This window comes from Vibrio sp. 10N.286.48.C11, assembly GCF_041469805.1.
Classification (GTDB): domain Bacteria; phylum Pseudomonadota; class Gammaproteobacteria; order Enterobacterales; family Vibrionaceae; genus Vibrio; species Vibrio crassostreae_C.
In genome coordinates this window covers 38872-60780 of record NZ_JBFRLK010000025.1, presented here as the reverse complement: position 1 = coordinate 60780, position 21909 = coordinate 38872, and the positions used below count along the sequence as shown (strand labels likewise).

Below are 21909 nucleotides of genomic sequence, written 5' to 3'. Positions count from 1 at the left end.
CTAGGGCGTGTTGATCTTTCGTGAGTGTTTTTTGAACAGCATGGTAAAGAGTTATAATTTGCTTCGCCAAAAGTAAAACCATAACCAATACCATGCCAAGAACAATGCTAACTGATATTCGCTGGGAACTGCTACTCCAAGTTATGAAAAGTACAGGTCGTATTTACGATAAAACTGAACATCGAATGACATTTGAAGGAATACTTTATCGAATGAGAACTGGTATTCCTTGGCGAGATCTACCCTCTGAGTTCGGAGAGTGGAGTACCGTTTACAGACGATTTAATCTTTGGTCAAAGAAAGGGGTTTTAGATAATCTTTTCAAAAGTTTATCTAACATGGCTGATTTTGAATGGGTATTTCTTGATGGCTCTATAGTTAGAGCACATCAGCATAGTACAGGTGCAGCTACTGAAAGTTCAGAGCAAATAGGAAAAAGTCGCGGGGGCAACTCAACCAAAATTCACTTAGCCGTAGATAGTGGTGGCCTGCCGATTTGCTTTGATTTATCAGAGGGACAACGCCACGATATAGTGCATGCCGAAAGCTTAGTTGAGCAACTCGATGAAGTTAATACCATCGTTTGTGATAAAGGATATGACAGCGAACCTTTCCGTACTTTTGTTAAGGAACGTGGCGGAGAAACGGTAATTGCTAAACGCAATTACGGACAAGATATAGACAAAGACAGTATGGATTGGTGTTTATACAAGTATCGTCACTTGGTCGAAAATGCCTTTGGGAGAATTAAGCATTATCGAGCTATTTCAAGTAGATATGACAAGCTAGAAAGGAATTATGCCAGCATGTTATCGCTGGCATTCATGTTAATGTGGCTACCGATGTATTGTTGAACGCGAAATGTACAGCAAAGATCAACACGCCCTAGTTCTTTAGCTATTAAGTGCTAGTGACTGCTTGCTAATGGCTTCGCAAGATCCCTTCAAGCACATTGAACAGCAAGTCGATCTCTTCAATCGAGTTGTAATGCATACAACCAATACGCACCACGCCCAGCTCTTCAATACCCAACTGCTTCACTAAACCTAATGCATAGAAGTGTCCATTCCACACACAGATATTATGCTCGCCCAGCTTCTTAGCGATAAACTCTGGAGAGTGATTATCAAAGGTGATGGCAAATGTTGGCGTTCTTAGATTCGAGTCAAACTCTGTTTTCCCGTAAAGCTTTGCCCCTTCGAGATCAGACAAGCGTTTAAGGAAGTACTCACTAAGCTGGCTTTCATGCTTGTTATAAAGCGCGTAGCTTTGCTCTAAACGACAACGCAGTGAATCTGTTGGCTCACCAAACTGCGCTAAGTAATCCACCGCCGCAATCACACCCGCTAGGCCTTCGAAACTTTGTGTTCCAGTTTCAAATCGGCCTGGACCAATGTTAGTGGCAGGCTCTACCTTGTAAGGCTTTAACGTATGCAGCCATTGAGGTGCAATGTAAGCAATACCTACATGCGGGCCGAAGAACTTATAAGCCGAACACGCTAAGAAATCGCAATTCAGTTGTTGAACATCGATCAAGTGATGAGGAGCATAATGCACAGCATCCACATAAACCTGCGCACCGTGCTGATGTGCAAGCTCGATAACTTTCGCCATGTCGACAATCGAGCCTGTCGTATTCGAAGCAAACGTCACAGCAACAAGCTTAGTCTTCTCATTTAACAGCGACTCAAAGTGCGCCATGTCTAGGCTGCAATCCGACTCGTCGACACGAACTTGGCGAACAATCGCGCCTTTGTCGTCTGCGGCTTGCTGCCAGCTTGATACATTCGAGTAATGGTCTAACGCAGTGACGATAACTTCATCGCCCTCTTTCCAATCGCGGCTGATCGCTCGGCTAAGTTGGAAGGTCAGCGAGGTCATGTTCGCACCGAACACAACGTTGCCAGAAGACTCAGCATTGAGTAGCGCTTGTGCCGCTTCTCTCGCTTGCTGCATTAAACCTGTGGTCTTCTGGCTAGAAAAGTAATGACCGCCTAGGTTTGAATTAAAGTGCCCAAGGTATTCCGTCATGGATGCTAAAACATTTTCAGGAACCTGAGAGCCACCCGGCCCATCAAAAAAGGTCACCGGCTTACCGTTATGGTATTGGCCTAGCGCGCTAAACTGCTGGCGCACATCATTAAGAGTGAAGGACATTGCGCGCATCCTTAGCTGTTAGAACAAACACATCCATATAGCCCATCTCATCGTGGTCTATGGTGCGAATCGGTTGTGCATTGTGCCAAAGCTTACTGTCTGCCAGCATCGCAACCTCGCCATCGCCTAACACCTTTCTAAAGAATGGTGCTTCATGTGAGTCTTGGTACAGCATGATTTCACCACCCACAATGTTATGTCGGTTCACACCGATTAAAGCGATGTGGTCAAAACCATCTTGGTGAACCCCTTCAGGAGCAACTTGTGTCTCTTCAAAAATAGCGGCAATACGAATTTGATGGATTTCGATTTCTTGCCCGTCTTCAAGTCCGTTGGTTTCAATAAACAGTTCACACATTTCTTGCATGCCTTCACTGCTTAGAATATTCGCTTCAATCGGCTCGAACTGACGAACAACGTCACCTTGAAAGTGATTAATGTTTTCAGACTGAACAAAGTTATGTTTGTCTAGCTCTACGACTTGTCCATTACTGAATTGAACCACTGAGTACCTTCTCAATCGGAACTGGCCATCCGCATGCTCTGTGCTTGGTAGCTTAGAGAATGAAGGTGACAACTCCTTAACCGCGTGGTTACTGAGGTGGGTAATATGTAGGGTATTTTCGTGAGCATGTAACATCATCGACTCCTTAATGATTGTTAATTTACTTTCGATATTTAACGTTTTGTTTACATAAAGGATACTTGAAGATCTTGTCAAATCAACATTAAACAATCATTTATCCCGTCAGATTTAATAATTCAGACACCAAATCCAACCTGAAATCAAAAAGCAGTGTATAACACCAGAATAAAAGATGACCAACTCTTAAAACTAGCACACTCCACTAGCTAGTTATAAATCCCTGCAAATTTAAATTTAACGATATTATTAACTGGCGAGCCATGTTTCATATTGTGTCAGCCCTTTTGCTTCAATACGCCAGCCTCCTTTCATGAACTCAAGCACCACGCTAGCTATCATTTATTTCTATGCTTTTGCACAGCAAAATACGACCTACCTATCAATTGCCAAGCTATTGATTATTTACACAACAAACTGAAATTGGTTAATTTATGAGTACGCCAGAAACCAAACGCCTTTGCTTGCGCGTCTGGAACAGGTCGAGTTCGGGGGGAACTCGGCCGCTCTTAAGTAACAATTACTTTCTTTTGAGGTTACGCCTTTCTCAATTCCAATTCAGTTTGTGGTGTGTTCTCCTAGTATCAGTTAAGACTCGTATTTGAGTTAACCTAGAGAGCTTGATAATAAAGTGCTTTAAAAATGTAGATTCCGGCACTGATGTGCTAATTCCTACCCGTTGTTTTTCTAATACACTATCTAGCTACTTCGAGCTTTTTCGTAGCATTTTGAAACGAATGATCAATCAAACAACCATGAGGTTAATGGTAGAATTCTGCCCCTTTTTTGTTTTGGAGATGTTCGTGAAAAAGTTACTTTTGTTATGTATGGTGTCTTTGTCTTTAATGGGGTGTGTGTCATCGCAAGTAGCCATTGTGGATAACACTGCTGTAGGTAACAATAACATTCATGTTGTGATTGAAAGTGACGCGGTTGAGGATCGACTTGGTGTTGGTCCGGTTATCTTGAAGTATTTAGAAGATAAACAAATCTCATCAGAACTTGGTCATGGCGGCAAGCATTTTGCGCAATCAGGCACTGGTAGCGGTTTCTTGGTGGCTGAAAACAAATGGCTCACCAATTACCATGTAATAAAGGATTTAGATGACATTACTATCAGTTATGCAGGTAAGAACATTCCGGCTACTGTTATTGCTACTGATGAACATAATGATCTAGCCCTCCTCAAGGCAGACAGCGGTGATTTGAAATCAATAAAATTCGCTACAGCTGAAGTTGGAAATAGTATTTACGTATCGGGTTACCCGCTCTCTTCTATGCTGGGCGATTATGCAAGACTGACAACGGGTAATATAAGCAGTTTGTATGGATTTGATGGTAACACTAGCAACATACAAATTACGGCCCCGATCTCTCCAGGGAACTCAGGAGGACCTGTAACAAATACCGACTTTGAAGCGGTAGGTGTAGTCGTCAGCACGGCAAATACAGTCGCGATGGCTAATAGAATCGGTTCGCTACCTCAAGGCTTAAACTTCGCTGTATCTCCGAACATTGCCACAGGATTTTTGTTGCAAAATGGCGTTGAGACACCACAAGAAACAATAGATAGCGTTCAGGCGCTTCTCAGTAGTACGGCATTAATTTGGAATGGCAATTCAACAAACCAGAAGCGAACTTATATCGCCAAGTTTACTTATAGATATTATTGGGACCTAGGTAACCATCTGTCGTATATGAGATTGCACCTTATTGATAGTAATACCGGTGAAACGGTTTTAAAGTCATCCCTCGAAGCTGATTCAATGGGTGTCCAAGGTCCAGTTTATGACATGATGGACAAGATCACCTCGGAATTAGCGGTAGGTCACGATCAAACCAACATGTAATTTTGATAACCAAGAGTCAATATCAAAGAGTCGTTCTACTTAGTTAGTTCGGCTTTTTGGCCACAAGTTATCACTCGAAATTAAAGCTCTGATCGGTTTGGTTTATGGTTGGCCTTTCTCTACGCCTTGTGTATTTAAAGCACTTTTGTTTAACTGTCCTGAACCAATAGGGCTAGACGCTTCTGTAAGCGACTTTCCAACCCCAAAAGTTGCCCGAACCCTCGAGTTCGAGTGTTTTTTGTACTCTTAATTATAAACTTCAAAGCCTACATACTCTCTGAGCACTATAACATGCTCACTCCTCCACTAGCTTTTGAAGGCCCCTAACTAGCGATAGTGCTGACCTCCCCACCACACGTTAAACCTTGGGAAGTTCTCACTGACTCTTCCAGCCACGAAAACGTTTGTCTCGATTAAGTTCTAAACTATAACGATTAATTGCACTTCAGCCCTTGTTTAACCTTTTATTGCCACCATATTTTCCATACAATCCTAAGCGATTATAAATAAAAACAATTTCAATTTCGGAGTCCTCATGAGCGACGTAAAGCACTGTAATTTATTGATTCTTGGTTCTGGCCCTGCTGGCTATACAGCTGCAGTTTACGCTGCTCGTGCAAACCTAAACCCAGTTCTGGTTACTGGTATGCAGCAAGGTGGTCAGCTTACAACCACAACAGAAGTGGAAAACTGGCCGGGTGATGCTGAAGGTTTAACGGGTCCAGCTCTAATGGATCGCATGAAAGAGCACGCAGAGCGCTTTGAAACAGAGATCCTGTTCGACCACATTAACGAAGTCGACCTTTCTAACCGCCCTTTCCGTCTTAAAGGCGATTCTGGCGAGTACACGTGTGATGCATTGATCATCTCAACAGGCGCATCGGCTAAGTACCTAGGTTTAGAGTCTGAAGAAGCATTCAAAGGCCGCGGCGTTTCTGCTTGTGCAACGTGTGATGGTTTCTTCTACCGCAACCAGAAAGTTGCAGTTGTGGGTGGTGGTAACACGGCTGTTGAAGAAGCACTTTACCTATCTAACATCGCGTCTGAAGTTCACCTGATTCACCGTCGTGACACGTTCCGCGCTGAAAAGATTCTAGTGAAGCGTTTAATGGACAAAGTAGAGAACGGCAACATTGTTCTTCACACTGACCGCACGCTAGACGAAGTTCTAGGCGACGACATGGGCGTGACTGGCGTTCGTATTAAAGATACTCAGTCTGATAAGACAGAAGATATCGACGTAATGGGCGCGTTCATCGCTATTGGTCACCAGCCGAACACTGAAATCTTCAAAGGCCAAGTAGATATGAAAGATGACTACATCATCGTTCAGTCAGGTCTTGAAGGTAACGCGACACAAACAAGCATCCCAGGCGTATTCGCTGCGGGTGATGTTATGGACCACAACTACCGCCAAGCGATCACTTCTGCTGGTACAGGTTGTATGGCTGCACTGGATGCTGAACGCTTCCTAGATGGCCTTAACGATAAGTAAATCTGAGATTGCAGATTTGATTATCGGTGCTCTCGCCTCAGTAGATGCAGGGCGTCATCACATTTTGTTGTAAATCCCTAAAGCCCAGTGGTATATCCACTGGGCTTTCTTTTGTATACTACCCGCCCTCAACAAATAATAATTATCATTAAGCCTTCATAATGGATAAGAAAAAACAACGCAGCTTGAACAAGTGGCTTAAGCAACAGAGTAAGTTAGCGAAACGCTGGCTTATGATTGCGATTAGCCTTGGCGTACTTTCAAGCGTGTTTTTAATTGCTCAAGCAGCTCTTCTCGCCTCTATTCTTCACCAGCTGATCATCGAAAATGTCGATAAGTCTGAACTGGTTGGTCATTTCGCAGGCTTGGCATTATCGGTCGTTGGCCGTGCTGGCTGTACATGGGGACGTGAGATCGCAGGTTATCGCTGTGGTGAACAGATCCGTGTCTACATCAGGCAACTGATCCTTGATAAGTTACGTGAGTTAGGCCCTGCTTACATCAAAGGCAAACCTGCGGGTACGTGGGCAACCCTGTTGCTAGAACAAGTCGAAGACATGCAAGACTTCTTCTCTCGTTACTTACCTCAGATGTCTTTGTCGGTAATGATTCCATTCATTATTTTGGTTGTGGTGTTCCCAGTAAACTGGGCAGCAGGACTGATCTTCTTGATTACTGCTCCACTGGTACCAATGTTCATGGCACTTGTGGGTATGAAAGCAGCCGATGCAAACCGTAAAAACTTCAAAGCACTGCAACGTCTTTCTGGACACTTTTACGACCGTTTGCAGTCAATGACAACCATCCGTCTATTTGACCGCACAAACGCTGAAACAGAAGTATTGAAAGGTGCATCTGAGGTGTTCAGAACGCGCACCATGGATGTATTGAAGATCGCTTTCTTGTCGTCTGCAGTACTTGAGTTCTTCACGTCTATCTCGATTGCGATGACGGCGGTTTACTTTGGTTTCACTTACATCGGCGAGCTTAACTTCGGCCACTACGGCGTTGGCATTACGCTATTCGCAGGTTTGTTTATCCTTATCTTGGCGCCAGAGTTTTACCAACCTCTGCGTGATTTAGGTACTTTCTACCACGCGAAGCAACAAGCGGTTGGCGCAGCTGAAAGTATTGTCGAGTTCCTAGAAACAGACATCACTAAGGTTAAATCAGGCGACACTCAGCTTGATCCGGCTCAAGGCATCAATATTGAAGCTCAAGATCTCAAAGTGTTAAGCCCTGAAGGTGTTCAATTGGTTGGCCCTATCTCGTTTGCACTGAATACTCGCCAATCGACTGCGTTAGTTGGTCCAAGTGGTGCGGGTAAAACAAGTTTGATCAACGCCATTCTTGGTTTCATGCCTTATGAAGGAAGCTTGAAAATCAATGGCATTGAACTGCGTGACCTAGACTTAGCCTCTTGGCGTAAAACGATTAGTTGGGTTGGTCAAAACCCGTTGCTACTGCACGGCACAATTCGTGACAACGTCACTCTAGGTAAGCACGATATCACTGACCAAGTTGTCGAGAATGCACTTGAGCAGTCTTTTGCTAACGAATTCGTAAATGAGCACGGCTTGGATTATATGATTTCTGATCGCTCTGGCGGTCTGTCTGTGGGTCAATCTCAGCGTTTGGCTCTAGCTCGCGCAATGATTCAAGACGGTCAGTTCTGGTTGCTCGATGAACCCACTGCCAGCCTAGATACTCGTAGCGAACAGTTGGTAATGAAAGGCATCAATAGCAACATCGAAAGCCGCACTGCCTTACTTGTGACGCACCAACTTGCCCCGCTTCAATCGGTCGATAACATTCTGGTTATGCGCGATGGTGGTCTTGTTGAACAAGGTCATTACTCTCAGCTTTCGACTGCGGGTGGTTTATTCGAAGAGATGCTTAACGCGAACTTAGCTCAACAAGATAATAAGGGTAATTTAGATGCGTGATTTACTGCCTTACCTGAAACTCTATAAAAAGCATTGGTTTGGCCTATCGCTAGGCATGCTATTGGCTTTTGCTACTCTATCGGCTTCTATCGGCTTGTTAACGCTATCAGGCTGGTTTATTTCAGCTTCTGCGGTTGCTGGCCTTACAATTGCACGTGAAACCTTCAACTACATGCTACCAGGTGGTGGTGTACGTGGTTTAGCAATGAGCCGAACAGCGGGTCGTTGGGGTGAGCGTGTTGTGAGCCACAATGCGACATTCAAACTACTGACTGATCTGCGTATCTTCTTCTTTAAGAAGCTGGCTCCGCTGATCCCAGGTCGTATTTCAAACCTTCGTGATGCTGACCTACTGAACCGTTTGGTTGCTGATGTCGATGCAATGGACCACGTTTACTTGCGCTTAGTAAGCCCAGTGACGGTGGGTGTGTTCGGGATCTTCTTCCTAACTCTGTTCTTAATGTGGTTCGATAGCTCACTAGGTTTAATCTTAGGTTCTATCCTTCTTATCATGCTGTTGGTTTGGCCAATCTTGTTCTACAAGCTGGGTAAACGTAACGGTGGTGAGCTGACACAAAACAAAGCGGATCTTCGTGTCACCACGCTAGATTGGATTGAAGGCTACAGCGAACTGACTCTGTTTGGTGCTGAAGAGCGTTACCGCAATGCAATTCTAGAAACGCAACGCAAGCTGATGGCGAATCAGTTTGTGAACGCTAACCTAACCGGTATGGCTTCAGCAGCGCTAATGCTGTTCAACGGTTTGACGCTGGTTCTTATGCTTTGGCTTGCGGCTGACGGCGTGGGTGGTAATGCACCAGACCCGTTCATCGCGCTAATGGCATTCGCAACCATGGCAAGCTTCGAGCTATTAATGCCAATTGCAGGTGCATTCCAGCATTTAGGTCAAACTTTGTCTTCAGCTCGTCGCTTGAACGAAGTTATTCTGTCTGAGCCTGAAGTTCAGTTTGCTGAAGAGAAACTCGACATCAACAAGCCACTGGATATTACGTTCTCAAACGTGACGTTCAACTACCCTGACTCTGAGCGCAGTGTTCTGAACGCTGTCGACCTAACGATCCCTGCAACGAACAAGGTTGCGATTGTGGGTCAAACGGGTTCTGGTAAATCAACACTGATTCAGCTTTTGACTCGCTACTGGGATCCTAAGAAGGGTTACATCTCAATCGCGGGCATTGAACTGACTCAGTGGAATGAATCACAGCTTCGTGAATCAATCAGTGTAGTAAGCCAACGTGTCGACATTCTAAATGGTACTTTGCGTGACAACTTGTTAATTGCAAGACCAAAAGCAACCGATGATCACTTAGCGAATATCCTTAAAGATGTTGGCCTAGAAAAACTGCTTGAGAATAATGCACTTGATAGCTGGTTAGGTGACGGTGGTCGTCAACTGTCTGGTGGTGAGAAGCGCCGTATTGGCATCGCACGTGCGATTCTTCATGATGCCCCTATCCTGCTTCTCGATGAGCCAACAGAAGGCTTAGATAAGCAAACAGAACACAGCATCATGACGCTGTTCGAGAAGCACTTTGAAGGCAAGACGGTTATCTTCATCACTCACCGTTTGATTGGTCTAGAGTCGATGGATTCTATCGTTCTGATTGAACAAGGCGAGATTGTTGAAAACGGCTCTCACGAGAAGCTGTTAAACGAAGAAGGACGTTATTTCCAACTTCGTCAGGCAATCTAGCTTCCCCTTAAGCTATAAAGAAAACTATTCAAGGCCCGAGTTTATGCTCGGGCTTTTTGTTGTCTGTAATTCTAGTATCGAGCAACCATTCCCCCTTAAACGGTTGTTCATGCGATGATTAGTTTTGCCCTTTCCTACAAAAACTTACCATTTATAAAGCAACGAGTTGCGCATAATTCAAGTCGTAGCACATTACTATGATCATCTTTCTAGGATAATACGTATCGATCAACCTCATGGAATAACCTCCCCCTAAAATAATGGAGAACAGTGTATGTCTTTACGATTAATCGCAACAACGATAGCGCTTGTAGGTGCTAGCTTTACCGCTCAAGCGAGCTCGGAATGTGAAGTATCGATTGATGCTAGTGATCAAATGAAATTTTCAACTGACACATTAAGCGTTCCAGCGAGCTGTAAAGAAGTGAAGCTGACGCTAAACCATACTGGTTCTATGCCAGCCCAATCAATGGGTCACAACGTCGTTATAACAGACACTGCGTCGCTACAAGCAGTGGGCATCGATGGTATGTCGGCAGGTATCGACAATAACTACGTAAAACCTGACGACAGCCGCGTTTACGCCTTCACTCGTGTTATCGGTGGTGGCGAGTCAACCTCAATCACTTTCAGCACAGAGAAAATGACAGCCGGTGGCGACTACTCTTTCCTATGTTCATTCCCGGGCCACTGGACAATCATGAAGGGCAAATTTGAGTTTAAATAACTCGTTAGTCTAGATTGTACAGATACATCAAAGCCCCAACCTAGGTCGGGGCTTTGTTATATTGGCTTCGCTTACAGCTTGAAGCGGCTGATTTCGCTTTCTAGCTCGTGAGACAGCTCAGAAAGTTGAGCGGCTTGCTCTGCAGCTTGGTGTGCTTCGTCTGCTAGCTCGTTAGATACGTCACGGATTCCTTCAGTGTTACGAGTAATCTCAGACGTTACTGACGCTTGCTCTTCTGCAGCAGAAGCAATCTGTGTTGCCATGTCACTGATGCGTTCAACAGCAGCATGGATTTGCGTTAGGCTTGCAGCCGCTGAGTTCGCGTCATCAACACTGGTTTCAGCAAGTGTACGGCTATCGTTCATGATGTTAACCGCTTTGCCTGTTGTACCTTGCAGCAACTCAATCGTTTGTTGAATCTCTTGCGTTGAACCGTGTGTACGTTGGCTCAGAACTCGAACTTCATCCGCTACTACTGCGAAACCACGACCTTGCTCACCGGCACGTGCTGCTTCAATAGCGGCGTTAAGTGCAAGTAGGTTCGTTTGTTCTGCAATACCTTGAATGTTAGACAAGATAGCGTTGATGCTGTTGCCGTGCTCTTCAAGCTCGAGAATCACGTTAGTTGCGATTTGAACTTCTTGAGCAAGGTTTTGGATAGAGCTTTGAGTCTGTGTCACTTGACCAGTACCGTGCTCACACGCGCCAACCGCTTCAGATGAGTTCTGTGCAGTGTGGTCTGCGTTACCTGCGATCTCTTGTGTTGCTGCAGCCATTTCATTAACGGCTGTTGCTACCATGTTGATCTCGTCTTGTTGCATTTGGATACGAGCACTACGTTCTTCAGCTTGAGAAGCCGTTTGACGTGCTTGGTTGCCTAGCGCAGCAGATACTTCGCTTAGCTTGATCACCATGGTGTGCATGTTACCCACAAAGCGGTTGAAGTTTGCTGCAAGCTGACCAATTTCGTCGTCGCTCTTAGGCTCAAGGCGTTGAGTAAGATCGCCCTCACCTGAAGCAATTTCTTCAAGTGCTGCTGAAACGCGGTTTAGGTCGCGGAATAGGAAGCTTACTAACCAAGACACGAGTACGATTACGATGAGCGTAATAACGACAGCAGTGATGATCAGCTGAGTAAGTAGCGTTGAGTGGTTCGCTTCTTCTGTTGCTTTGTCCATCTGAACCGCGAAGATCCAGTTAGTGTTAGGCACCTTCGTGAAGTAAAGCAGCTTGTCTGCGCCGCGCTCTTTGATGATCTCGATGCTACCCGTACGCACTGCGTTTTCGATGATAGGCATAGAGATATCGTTTGAAAGCTGGCTTACCGGCTTCAAGCTTAGTGCTGAATCTGGGTGTGCTAGGAATGTGCCGTCAGAGGCATCAATTAGCATTGCGTAAGCGTTGTCACCAACATCAAGGCTGATTACATCGTTAACCAACTGGTCGATCAGTACGTCTGCACCAACAACACCAACAAGTTGGCCGTTGTGGCGAACAGGTTCTGCGATCGTTACTAGAAGTGCTTTGGTGATTGCATCTTGGTAAGCCGTAGTAATGATTTGCTTACCTGCAGCGTTTGCTTCTTGGTACCAAGGACGTTGACGAGGATCGTAATCTGCACGATTACGTTCAGGATGTGAACGGTACATTTCACCTTCTGGAGTACCTAAAAAGATATCGTCAAAGCCACCCGCTACACGAGCTTGTCTAAGGAAAGGAACAACATCATCCTCTCGTGAAAAGTCATTAAATGCTGATGCGATATCAGTACGGATATCAATCCAGTTTTTAATACCTTCAGATGCTGCTTCAGATACGCTTTCAGCTCGTAGGTATACGCCATTACGAGTCTGTTCAAATAATTGGTTTGCTGATAACCAAGTCAACGCTGTAGCCATAACGACAACAGCAGATAGGCTAGCACCTATCAACTTCTGCTTTAGTGTTAGTTTCATGTCAAAGTTTCACGAGTGGTGGGAAATCCCGCGCATACTACCCAATATCAGTATTAAATTCGAGCAATTTTATAATTTAATATCGGAATATAATTTTAAGCAAACCATAAACTTACCTAATGTCAATTCCTTGGCTTGTCGCCAAATTTAAGGCGGCATTATCTCTACGGTTATTAGTATTTTTATCGCACTTCACATGTTAAAAAGAGACAAGAAAACACGGTAAAGAAGAAACAAAAAAGGCAGAAGAGTTTCCTCTTCTGCCTTCATATTATTTACCACTCTACTGCGTATAAATTGCAGTAGATTTCAGCTTAAAAGCCTAGCGCTTTTCTGTACGCATACCCATTAGCAAGCTCACACACATCAGTAATAGAATGATGGTGAATGGCAATGCTGTAGAGATTGCACCCGCTTGTAGAGCTTGTACTGCTTCAGTACCACCAACCCACAATAGAGCAACAGCAATCGCACCTTCAAGGAACGCCCAGAACACACGTTGAGGCACAGGCGTATCAACTTTACCACCCGCGGTGATGCTGTCGATTACTAGAGAGCCTGAGTCAGACGATGTAATGAAGAAGACTAGAACCAATACAACCGCAATGATTGAAAGCAGAGTCCCGAACGGCAGTGCATCAAACATTTGGAACATTGCTAGTGATACATCTGTTAGGCCGTCTTGACCAAGAATACCAACGTTATTCACGATTTGGTCAATCGCCATGCCACCGAATACTGACATCCAAATGATAGTCACTGTAGTCGGTACAATCAGTACTGCTGTGATGAACTCACGAACGGTACGACCTTTAGAAACACGTGCGATAAACATACCTACGAATGGAGACCATGAGATCCACCAAGCCCAGTAGAATACAGTCCAACCGTGCATCCACGTTTCATCTTCACGACCGTGAGGGTTACTCAACGGAATGATGTTTTCAATGTATGCCATCAATGTCGTTGGGATAGAACCTAAAGTCACCGCGTAGCCGATTAGAGCCACTAAGATAAGCAGTAGGAAAGCCACCAACATGTTGATGTTACTGATAACTTTAACGCCACCATCAATACCACGAAGTACTGATACTACCGCCAATAAAGTCACCGCTGTAATCACAAAAACTTGCAGACCTAAGCCCGCTTCAATGCCGAATACATGCTGAATACCACTTGCCGCTTGTTGTGCACCAAGACCTAACGATGTCGCCAGACCAAATAGCGTTGCAAGTACAGCAAGAATATCAACAATGTGACCTGCCCAGCCCCAAGCTCTATCACCTAAAATTGGGTAAAAGATAGAACGGATAGAAAGAGGCAATCCCTTGTTGTAAGAGAAAAACGCAAGTGACAGTGCTACTACGCCATAAATCGCCCAAGGGTGTAGACCCCAGTGATACATGGTTGCGCCCAATGCCAGTTTTGCAGCTTCTGGTGTGTTTGGTTCAACACCTAACGGAGTTTCAAACCAACCCGTGAAGTAAGCTGCTGGCTCTGCCACACTCCAGAACATCAAGCCGATACCCATACCTGCGGCAAACAGCATCGATAGCCAAGAGAAGAATGAGTAATCTGCCGTCGCATCAACACCACCAAGGCGGATTTTGCCGTACGGAGAAACAATCAAACCTAAGCAGAAAATTACGAAAATATTACCCGACCAGATGAAAAGCCAATCAAACGAATTGATAATCTGGCCTTTAACGCCATCTAGCGCAGCCTTTGCTGAAGCGGTATCTGTAATAAGAACACCGATCAGGAACAAAGCGATAAGTCCCGCACTAATACCAAATACTGGGTTATGAACATCAAAACCCCATTTTTGGACGTTATCTTGACCGACAGTGTAATCCGTACTGTCGATACTGTATTTATCTATACCTTTAGTCATCATCCCTCTCTACGGAATTCTATTAGGGTCTATTGACCTCGTATTCCTTACTTACCTGCGACTTAATTACAAACTCGAACCTACGATCCAAGTAGTACAAGCTGTTGTCACAATAATTCAAATACTTGGATGTCTGAAGTTTAGCAGGTTAACTTGTTGTTTTCAGTAAACTAGAATCGGTTCGATGGAATTTCAAACAATATTCACGTAATTACTCAAGTTTATGACGAAAAAAAGGTCGACCCTGTCGACCTTTTTATCAAAAATACTTTTAACTCAAAGCATTTTGGTGCTTAACCAATTGATTTTCAGTTCGTAAACCTAGCAATAAGCTTAGGCACATAAGCAATAATATGAAGGCAAATGGTAGCGCCATCGATACCGTTCCAGCTTGCAGTGCTTGAATAGATTCCGTACCACCAACCCATAGTAGAACCGCTGCAATCGCGCCGCCCATCAACGCCCAAAATACACGTTGTGGAACCGGTGCATCCACTTTACCGCCAGAGGTAATGCTATCGATAACCAATGAGCCTGAATCAGAAGAGGTGATAAAGAACACCATAATCAAACCAATCGATACCACTGAAAGCACAGAGCTCATTGGCAGAGCATCGTAAGTATGGAAAAGAGAAAGTGTAATATCTTGCAGACCATTCACACCAATCTCGCCCACCTTGTTCGCCACTTGATCAATCGCGATGCCACCGAAAATAGCCATCCAGATGATGATTACTGTCGTTGGGATGAACAATACAGCAACGATGAATTCACGAATCGTTCGACCTTTAGAGATACGAGCGATGAACATGCCTACGAATGGTGACCAAGACATCCACCACGCCCAGTAGAATACCGTCCAACCTTGCATCCACGTTTCGTCATCACGACCGTGAGGATTGCTTAAGGGAATGAAGTTTTCAATGTAGCCCATTAGCGCGGTTGGGATTGCTTTAATACCCGCCATGCCACCAGCGATGGTAACGAAGATAAGTAAGCCCAAAGCAACCAGCATGTTCACATTACTCAGAAGCTTTACACCACCGTTGATGCCACGAACCACGGACATTGTCGCTAAGAAAGTAACCACAGCGATAACAATCAGCTGCATGCCAATACCGCCATCGGTACCAAATACATGGTTAATACCACTTGTTGCTTGTTGAGCACCTAAGCCCAATGAAGTTGCAAGGCCAAATAGCGTTGCAAGCACAGCGACGATATCAACAATATGACCAAACCAACCCCAAGTTCTATCACCCAAGATAGGGTAGAAAATAGAGCGGATTGATAGAGGTAAACCTTTATTGAAGGTGAAGAAGGCAAGCGCTAGAGCAACAACCGCGTAAATCGCCCAACCGTGCAGACCCCAGTTGTAGATGGTTGCACCAAGAGCCAACTTCGCCGCTTCAGGAGAGTAAGCTTCAACACCTAGTGGTGTTTCATACCAGCCAGTGAAGTAAGCTACTGGCTCAGCAACACCCCAGAACATTAAGCCAATACCCATTCCTGCGGCGAATAACATCGACATCCAAGATAGGTTTGAGTGCTCTGCTTTGGCATCATTGCCACCAATACGTATCTTGCCATACGGGGAGACAATGAGGGCAAAACAGAAAATTACGAAGATGTTTGCTGCCCACATGAAGAAACCATCGAAGTTACCAATGACTTTCCATTTGATTCCATCAAGCGCCGCTTTTGCGGTTTCAGGATCTGCGACTAGAAGTGCCAACAGGAAGATAATGATCGCCCCTGCACTGATTCCAAATACTGGGTTATGAACATCAAAACCCCATTTCTGAACGTTATCTTGTCCTACTGTATAATCGGTATTTTCAATACTATACCTATCTTTTACAGGCTCCATGCTTCCTCTCTAATTTGCAGCGCACAGTTTGCAACATTGCATTCGGCGCTTAAATTTCGAAAAGAAGAATATCAACCTGTCGCAAAAATACTAAAAAAACCTCCATAAAGGAGGCGTAAATTACACATTTAGTAATTAAATTACACATTTAACGTTATTTAGCGTAAGATCAGTCCACAAGCCCGGAGCTGACCGCATATTTAGCAAGCTCTGCCGTAGAGTGAATATCGAGCTTATGCTTAATATTTTGCCTATGGGTTTCTACCGTTCGATAGCTGATATTCAGCGCCTTTGCGACCTCTTTACTGCTCTCCCCTTTTGCGACTAATTTCAGCACAGCCTCTTCACGTCTGCTCAATGGATTCTTGAAAGATGGCGTGGGAGTAATCGGCTGAGTAAACAAATTCTGCGTGACTTTTTCACAGAAATAGGTCGATCCTTGATTGACCGTTTTGATTGCCTGTACCATTTTTTCAGCCGAAATCTCTTTCAACATGTAACCGACAGCACCCGACTGCATCACCTTCATGATGTATTCACGGTTGTTATGCATGGTCAGCATCAGTACCTTGGCTTCTGGGTCTTCTTCTTTAATCAGATGGGTGGCGTCAATGCCATTCATGATAGGCATGCTGATATCCATCAACACCACATCAGGGCGCAGAGACTTAACGACCTCTACCGCTTCTAGTCCATTGCTGGCCGTACCTATCACGCTAATATCTGGCTCGAGTTCCAATCTCGCCATAAAGCCATCCAGTACCACTTGGTGATCATCAGCAATCACAACTCGAATAACTTCACTCATTCATTAATCCCTCTAGTGTCAGTAACACTGTAATTTCCGTTCCGAGGCCAATCTCACTCATCAATTCAAAGTCACCACCGATGAACTCCACTCGCTCTCTCATGTTACGCAGCCCGATCCCTCGTTTTTCCATCGCTTTATAGGTGTTGAAACCGACACCGTTATCTTGAATCAGTAGTTGCAACACATTACCAATTTGCTGAGCGATAACCGTTACTTTGGTCGCTTGTGCATGTTTTTCTATATTATTCAGCGACTCTTGCACGACTCGATATAGGGTCGTCGCCGCCTCTGATTTTAACTTACCAGGTTGAGTAGCAAACATGGTCTCGACTTCTATGCCCGAGTGCGCCTGAAAATCTAACAGCAATGAAGACAATGCCGCTTCTAAGCCTATGTCATCCAATGAACTTGGACGAAGTTGATGCGAGATGTGCCTCACTTCTTCGATCGCTCGCATCAGTGAATGCTGCGACTTATTCAAATGTGCTTTAAGGTCTTCATTTTGTAGCTTATTACCGAGCAGTTCCAAATGGCAACGACTCGACACTAATAATTGGTTAATACCATCATGCAACTCACGCGCTAGATGCTTCTTCTCGTCTTCTTGGAACATCACCGTCTTATGCGCCAGCTCCTTTAAGTTGTTATCAGCAATCCGATGTTCATGCATGTTAATAGCCAAGGTCAGCACGATGATGACCGCGACCGTTACGCTCAAAATCACCACAATCGAAAAGAACGTGGTTTCAATATTCTTATTTATCGCAGCCTGCATCGAAGCCACTTCTTGGTGTACGTCTTCAATATACAAGCCGGTGCCAATCATCCAGTCCCAACGCTCTAACCAAGCGGCGTAGCTCAGCTTAGACACCACCTCACCCGTCGAAGGCTTTTGCCACAAATACTGGTGAAACCCGCCTCCGGTTTGCGCTTCTCTTAACAGAGCCTCTATCAGAAAATCGCCATCTTCATCTTGCAGTTGGAGTAGGTTTTGGCCTATCAATTCTGGCTGAATTGGATGAACCAAGTTGGTCCCGTGGCGATCGTATGCGAAGAAGTACCCATCAGAGCCATATCTAAGTTTAGACAATATGGTTCGAACTTTTTTTTTGGCTTGGGCTTCTTGGATATTTGGATCGTTATAGACGTGTTCTATGGCGTCGAACGCGAGATCAACCGTGTCTTTGAGGGCGTTTTCACGCGACTTGATTAGGCTGTCTCTAAAGATCTCGACTTCTTTAGCGCCTAACGTCTTAGTCTGGTGCAGCGAGATCCAACTAATACTCGCCGTTACCAGCAGCAACGGGAGCAACGTCAGCAAAATCAGCTTGGCTTTTAGAGGCATTCCTTTCCCTCACAAAAAACGGCTTACTGAACATCAATAAGCCGTTTTACTTTAGCAATTTATAGATAGCCGTTGAAACATATCATTCACATTCTTGGCTTCACTCACATTCCATAGAAAGATGGGAAAGCGAGAAGTGATCCAAGTACGAGGATTTGAATCAGAATGAACGGCATCACACCTCGGTAGATGTCCTTAGTCGTCACGCCTTTAGGTGCTACGCCTTTTAAATAGAACAAACTAAAACCAAATGGCGGCGTTAAGAAGGAAGTTTGTAGGTTCATCGCAATAAGGATAGCGAACCATGTCATGTTGATGCCCATCAGTTCAGCAACTGGCGCAATGATCGGCACGATGATGAAACAGATCTCTACGAAGTCGATGAAGAAACCCAGAATCAGAATCACCAGCATGGTAATGATCAGGAAGCCCCATTTTTCACCTGGCAGTTGTAGCATCCACTCTTCAACCAGATAGTCGCCACCAGTGTAGGTAAACGCCATTGAGAATGCCGTTGCACCCAACAAGATAGCAAATACCATCGCCGTTACTTTCACCGTCTCTTTCGACGCCTCGTACACCATCGACCAACTAAATTGACCGTAAAGCAGTGCAAGTATCATCGCACCCGCGCCACCTAATGCGGCTGACTCTGTTGGCGTAGCAACACCTGCGAAGATAGAGCCCAGTACAACAATGATTAACGCTAGAGGCGGAAGAATCGCTTTCAGTGCATTAAACACTTCCTGCTTACGGCTGATGGAGTCATCACGTTCAATAGGTTGAGCCGCTTCAGGGTGTAGCTTTGCGTATATCAAGATATAAACGATGTACGCGCCGACCAGCATCACGCCCGGCCAAATCGCCGCTTGGAACAAATCGCCTACAGGAACACCTAGAACATCACCCAATAGAATCAATACGATGGAGGGTGGAATGATCTGCCCTAGCGTACCAGACGCACAAATAGTGCCGCAGGCTAAGCCTTTGTCGTAATTGTACTTGAGCATTACAGGTAGGGAGATAAGTCCCATAGCAACAACAGAAGCACCAACCACGCCAGTAGAAGCCGCAAGTAGTGAACCTACTAATACGGTTGAAATCGCGATACCACCACGAACGCCGCCAAACAGTCGCCCCATAGACTCAAGCAACTGCTCAGCAAGTTTGGTCTTTTGTAGAACAAGCCCCATGAAAACAAACAATGGAACGGCCATCAGCACCGTGTTTTCCATGATTGATTGAATTCGATATGGCATGAAGGCAAACATTTCAATGCCCTCAGCCCAAACACCAAAGATTAACGCGATACCACCAAAGGTAAACGCCACTGGGAAGCCAAGTAAAAGCGCAAACAAGGCTACGAAAAACATTACTATTCCAATCATGTTCAGCCTCTACTTGTTTTTTGTATGAATATTGTTTGCATGGATAAGATGCGGATTAAAAATCTTATTCAGTGAATGCAGGATCAAACCTACGCCACTGAGTGCCATCAAAAAGAATGACAGCGGGATCATAGCTTTGATGATCCAGCGATACGGCAGGCCACCGGGATCGCCTGAGGTTTCACCCAGTTCATAACTCTCTTTGGCAACATCGATACCAAACCAAGCCACCAGCAGGCAAAACGGAAGTAGAAAGATAAGCGTGCCAAGCAGGTCAATAATCGCTTGTGCTTTAAAGCTCAGTTGCTCATAGAACACGTCAACTCGAACATGGCCACCAGCCTTGATGGCATAAGGAACACCGAGTAGGAAAACGGCGGAGAAAAGGTGCCATTCCATCTCTTGGAAGGCGATAGAGACATCGTTGAAGGCATATCTCATGACAACGTCATACACGACGTTGGCGATAAGTAAAATAAACAACATACTGGAAAGCCATCCCAGTGCGTCACCGATACGATTAAACAGGCGTTCAATATAAATTAGACTTCGCATTCCCGACTCCATGGAATTTGAAAAGACATCGCGCAGCTGAGGTAACGAGCTGTAGGACGTAGAAAAGGTTCTTGAGCGTAATACAGGATTTATCCTGCTTAGTTATTATGTTTTAAATGAACCCTCGGCTTATTCACTCTTAAATACTCAATAAGAAAAGCTTCGGGTTCATTTAGATTCAGTTCAACAACTGTCGATTATTTCGCTTGGCTATTTAGATAAGCTCTATGTGAAATATCCGTCCATGAACGTACTTGCTCTAGGTAGCTTGCTTGTGAAGCTTGAATCTCTTTTGCTAGCTCATCTTTCTCAGCATGTGCAGCCAGTAGGCGATCGTTCGCTTCTTTCAGAGCAGACATAACCTCTGGTGGGAAATCTTTCACTTGTACATCTGGGTATTCTGTCTTCATTGAAACCCAGTTCTTACCACTTTCGTGCGTTGCTTGTGTGTACATGTCGTAAGCCGCAGTACGCATTGCAACACGTAAGATTTCTTGTAGGTCTTCAGGCAGCTTGTTCCATGTACGCTTGTTCACTAGGAATTGAAGCTCTGAACCCGGCTCGTGCCAACCTGTGTAGTAGTAAGGCGCGATTTTGTGGAAGCCCATTCGTAAATCCAGCGATGGACCTACCCACTCTAGTGCATCAATCGTGCGACGCTCTAGAGACGTGTAAAGTTCACCTGGGGCAATGTTCGTCGGTTTAGCACCTAGCTCAGCAAGAATCTCGCCTGCAAAGCCCGGGATTCGCATTTTCAGACCTTGTAGATCTTCAACGCTGTTGATCTCTTTTTGAAACCAACCCCCCATCTGGATATCCGTGTTACCACCAGGGAAAGACATCAAGTTATGTGGAGAGTAAACCTGCTCCATTAACTCCATACCACCACCGTGATAGAACCACGCGTATTGTTCTGCTGGCGTCATACCGAAAGGCATAGAAGTGAAGTAAAGAGTGTTTGGAACTTTACCTTTCCAGTAGTAAGAGCCTGAGTGACCCATGTCGTATTGACCAGACTTAACCATGTCAAAAACGCCAAGAGGTGCTTTGTGTTTGTTTGCTGAATCGATTCTGATTTGCAGTCGACCATTCGACATCTTCTCAGCCATCGCCGCCATGTTTTTGGTTGCATCACCGAAAACTGGGAAGTTTGGTCCCCAAGTTTCCGCAAGTTTTAAACGGTAAACCTTATCAGCGGCTGTAGCACCAGTAGCGACCAAAGCTAAACAAGCCGCAGCAGTTACTGCAACGTTTTTAAAAACTCGTGTGAGGGAGTTAGAAATGAGACTCATGTTCACGTCCTTTGTTGGGTTAACACTCTTTCTATGAGCATTTTTTATGATTCAACATAAGAGTGCACCGTGATGAGGCAACAAGATATCAGGGAGAGCACGCACGCATGGCGTTAACAAAGTTACGTATTAGACCAAAGGATTAAGTAGAACTACGTAGGAGATGATTGAATAGTGTCGATTTCAAAGGAGTTTGGATATTCACCAAGGCAATGCGTATTGATAAATACCTAAGTATTAATAATTAAATACTCTTAACAATTGATT

General features: G+C 44.8%; 16 protein-coding genes. 6 read left to right on the top strand and 10 right to left on the bottom strand.

Annotation, left to right across the window (positions count from 1 at the left end):
• The first annotated feature begins 92 nt into the window (after nt 1–92).
• Nucleotides 93–854, top strand: coding sequence for an IS5 family transposase (locus tag AB4209_RS08455; protein WP_198596249.1), 762 nt, complete (start codon nt 93–95; stop codon nt 852–854).
• A gap of 67 nt (nt 855–921) precedes the next feature.
• On the opposite strand, the gene AB4209_RS08450 is transcribed toward AB4209_RS08455, so the two are convergent.
• Both AB4209_RS08450 and AB4209_RS08445 read right to left on the bottom strand, forming a co-directional pair.
• Nucleotides 922–2157 (bottom strand): cysteine desulfurase-like protein, encoded by a 1236-nt coding sequence (locus tag AB4209_RS08450; protein WP_372055537.1) that lies wholly within the window; start codon nt 2155–2157, stop codon nt 922–924.
• Nucleotides 2141–2797 (bottom strand): 2OG-Fe dioxygenase family protein, encoded by a 657-nt coding sequence (locus AB4209_RS08445; RefSeq protein ID WP_372055535.1) that lies wholly within the window; start codon nt 2795–2797, stop codon nt 2141–2143. The genes AB4209_RS08450 and AB4209_RS08445 overlap by 17 nt, the downstream gene beginning before the upstream one ends.
• Before the next feature lie 806 nt (nt 2798–3603).
• Between AB4209_RS08445 and AB4209_RS08440 the strand changes: the two genes are divergently transcribed.
• The 5 genes from AB4209_RS08440 (at nt 3604) to azu (ending at nt 10532) form a co-directional block, all read left to right on the top strand.
• A complete protein-coding gene (locus AB4209_RS08440) occupies nt 3604–4650 on the top strand; it encodes a S1C family serine protease (protein WP_372055533.1) in 1047 nt (348 codons plus the stop codon).
• A gap of 535 nt (nt 4651–5185) precedes the next feature.
• Nucleotides 5186–6145 (top strand): thioredoxin-disulfide reductase, encoded by a 960-nt coding sequence (gene trxB, locus AB4209_RS08435; protein WP_008223323.1) that lies wholly within the window; start codon nt 5186–5188, stop codon nt 6143–6145.
• Nucleotides 6146–6306: 161 nt separating this feature from the next.
• Nucleotides 6307–8091: a heme ABC transporter permease/ATP-binding protein CydD gene (cydD, locus tag AB4209_RS08430; protein WP_017059751.1), complete on the top strand. Its 1785-nt coding sequence runs from the start codon at nt 6307–6309 to the stop codon at nt 8089–8091.
• Nucleotides 8084–9805 (top strand): heme ABC transporter ATP-binding protein/permease CydC, encoded by a 1722-nt coding sequence (cydC, locus tag AB4209_RS08425; protein WP_102398217.1) that lies wholly within the window; start codon nt 8084–8086, stop codon nt 9803–9805. Before cydD ends, cydC begins: the two co-directional genes overlap by 8 nt.
• Before the next feature lie 274 nt (nt 9806–10079).
• Nucleotides 10080–10532 carry an azurin gene (gene azu, locus AB4209_RS08420; protein WP_372055530.1) on the top strand — a complete coding sequence of 151 codons (453 nt, stop codon included), beginning with the start codon at nt 10080–10082 and terminating at the stop codon, nt 10530–10532.
• Between the two features lie 71 nt (nt 10533–10603).
• On the opposite strand, the gene AB4209_RS08415 is transcribed toward azu, so the two are convergent.
• The 8 genes from AB4209_RS08415 to AB4209_RS08380 all read right to left on the bottom strand — a co-directional run bounded on the left by AB4209_RS08415 (nt 10604) and on the right by AB4209_RS08380 (nt 21642).
• The gene (locus AB4209_RS08415) at nt 10604–12487 is read right to left on the bottom strand and encodes a methyl-accepting chemotaxis protein (protein WP_372055528.1); all 1884 of its coding nucleotides are present in this window, start codon (nt 12485–12487) and stop codon (nt 10604–10606) included.
• Between the two features lie 322 nt (nt 12488–12809).
• A complete protein-coding gene (locus AB4209_RS08410; protein WP_372055526.1) occupies nt 12810–14381 on the bottom strand; it encodes a BCCT family transporter in 1572 nt (523 codons plus the stop codon).
• A gap of 271 nt (nt 14382–14652) precedes the next feature.
• Complete coding sequence (locus AB4209_RS08405; protein WP_017066829.1) at nt 14653–16251, bottom strand: BCCT family transporter; 1599 nt, start codon at nt 16249–16251, stop codon at nt 14653–14655.
• 169 nt (nt 16252–16420) lie between these two features.
• The gene (locus AB4209_RS08400; RefSeq protein WP_372055524.1) at nt 16421–17059 is read right to left on the bottom strand and encodes a response regulator; all 639 of its coding nucleotides are present in this window, start codon (nt 17057–17059) and stop codon (nt 16421–16423) included.
• Nucleotides 17052–18407 (bottom strand): cache domain-containing protein, encoded by a 1356-nt coding sequence (locus tag AB4209_RS08395; protein ID WP_372055522.1) that lies wholly within the window; start codon nt 18405–18407, stop codon nt 17052–17054. Before AB4209_RS08395 ends, AB4209_RS08400 begins: the two co-directional genes overlap by 8 nt.
• Before the next feature lie 104 nt (nt 18408–18511).
• Nucleotides 18512–19795: a TRAP transporter large permease subunit gene (locus tag AB4209_RS08390; RefSeq protein ID WP_029235146.1), complete on the bottom strand. Its 1284-nt coding sequence runs from the start codon at nt 19793–19795 to the stop codon at nt 18512–18514.
• A 9-nt stretch (nt 19796–19804) separates the two neighbouring features.
• Nucleotides 19805–20350, bottom strand: coding sequence for a TRAP transporter small permease subunit (locus AB4209_RS08385; protein WP_017060958.1), 546 nt, complete (start codon nt 20348–20350; stop codon nt 19805–19807).
• A gap of 197 nt (nt 20351–20547) precedes the next feature.
• On the bottom strand, nt 20548–21642 hold the full coding sequence (locus AB4209_RS08380) for a TRAP transporter substrate-binding protein (protein ID WP_017060957.1): 1095 nt from the start codon (nt 21640–21642) through the stop codon (nt 20548–20550).
• Nucleotides 21643–21909: the final 267 nt, after the last annotated feature.

Bases quoted from the DNA above. Each gene is read 5' to 3' on its own strand.
- AB4209_RS08455 (WP_198596249.1), top strand. From the start codon at position 93: ATGCCAAGAACAATGCTAACTGATATTCGCTGGGAACTGCTACTCCAA.
- AB4209_RS08450 (WP_372055537.1), bottom strand. From the start codon at position 2,157: ATGTCCTTCACTCTTAATGATGTGCGCCAGCAGTTTAGCGCGCTAGGC.
- AB4209_RS08445 (WP_372055535.1), bottom strand. From the start codon at position 2,797: ATGTTACATGCTCACGAAAATACCCTACATATTACCCACCTCAGTAAC.
- trxB (WP_008223323.1), top strand. From the start codon at position 5,186: ATGAGCGACGTAAAGCACTGTAATTTATTGATTCTTGGTTCTGGCCCT.
- cydD (WP_017059751.1), top strand. From the start codon at position 6,307: ATGGATAAGAAAAAACAACGCAGCTTGAACAAGTGGCTTAAGCAACAG.
- cydC (WP_102398217.1), top strand. From the start codon at position 8,084: ATGCGTGATTTACTGCCTTACCTGAAACTCTATAAAAAGCATTGGTTT.
- azu (WP_372055530.1), top strand. From the start codon at position 10,080: ATGTCTTTACGATTAATCGCAACAACGATAGCGCTTGTAGGTGCTAGC.
- AB4209_RS08415 (WP_372055528.1), bottom strand. From the start codon at position 12,487: ATGAAACTAACACTAAAGCAGAAGTTGATAGGTGCTAGCCTATCTGCT.
- AB4209_RS08410 (WP_372055526.1), bottom strand. From the start codon at position 14,381: ATGACTAAAGGTATAGATAAATACAGTATCGACAGTACGGATTACACT.
- AB4209_RS08405 (WP_017066829.1), bottom strand. From the start codon at position 16,251: ATGGAGCCTGTAAAAGATAGGTATAGTATTGAAAATACCGATTATACA.
- AB4209_RS08400 (WP_372055524.1), bottom strand. From the start codon at position 17,059: ATGAGTGAAGTTATTCGAGTTGTGATTGCTGATGATCACCAAGTGGTA.
- AB4209_RS08395 (WP_372055522.1), bottom strand. From the start codon at position 18,407: ATGCCTCTAAAAGCCAAGCTGATTTTGCTGACGTTGCTCCCGTTGCTG.
- AB4209_RS08390 (WP_029235146.1), bottom strand. From the start codon at position 19,795: ATGATTGGAATAGTAATGTTTTTCGTAGCCTTGTTTGCGCTTTTACTT.
- AB4209_RS08385 (WP_017060958.1), bottom strand. From the start codon at position 20,350: ATGCGAAGTCTAATTTATATTGAACGCCTGTTTAATCGTATCGGTGAC.
- AB4209_RS08380 (WP_017060957.1), bottom strand. From the start codon at position 21,642: ATGAGTCTCATTTCTAACTCCCTCACACGAGTTTTTAAAAACGTTGCA.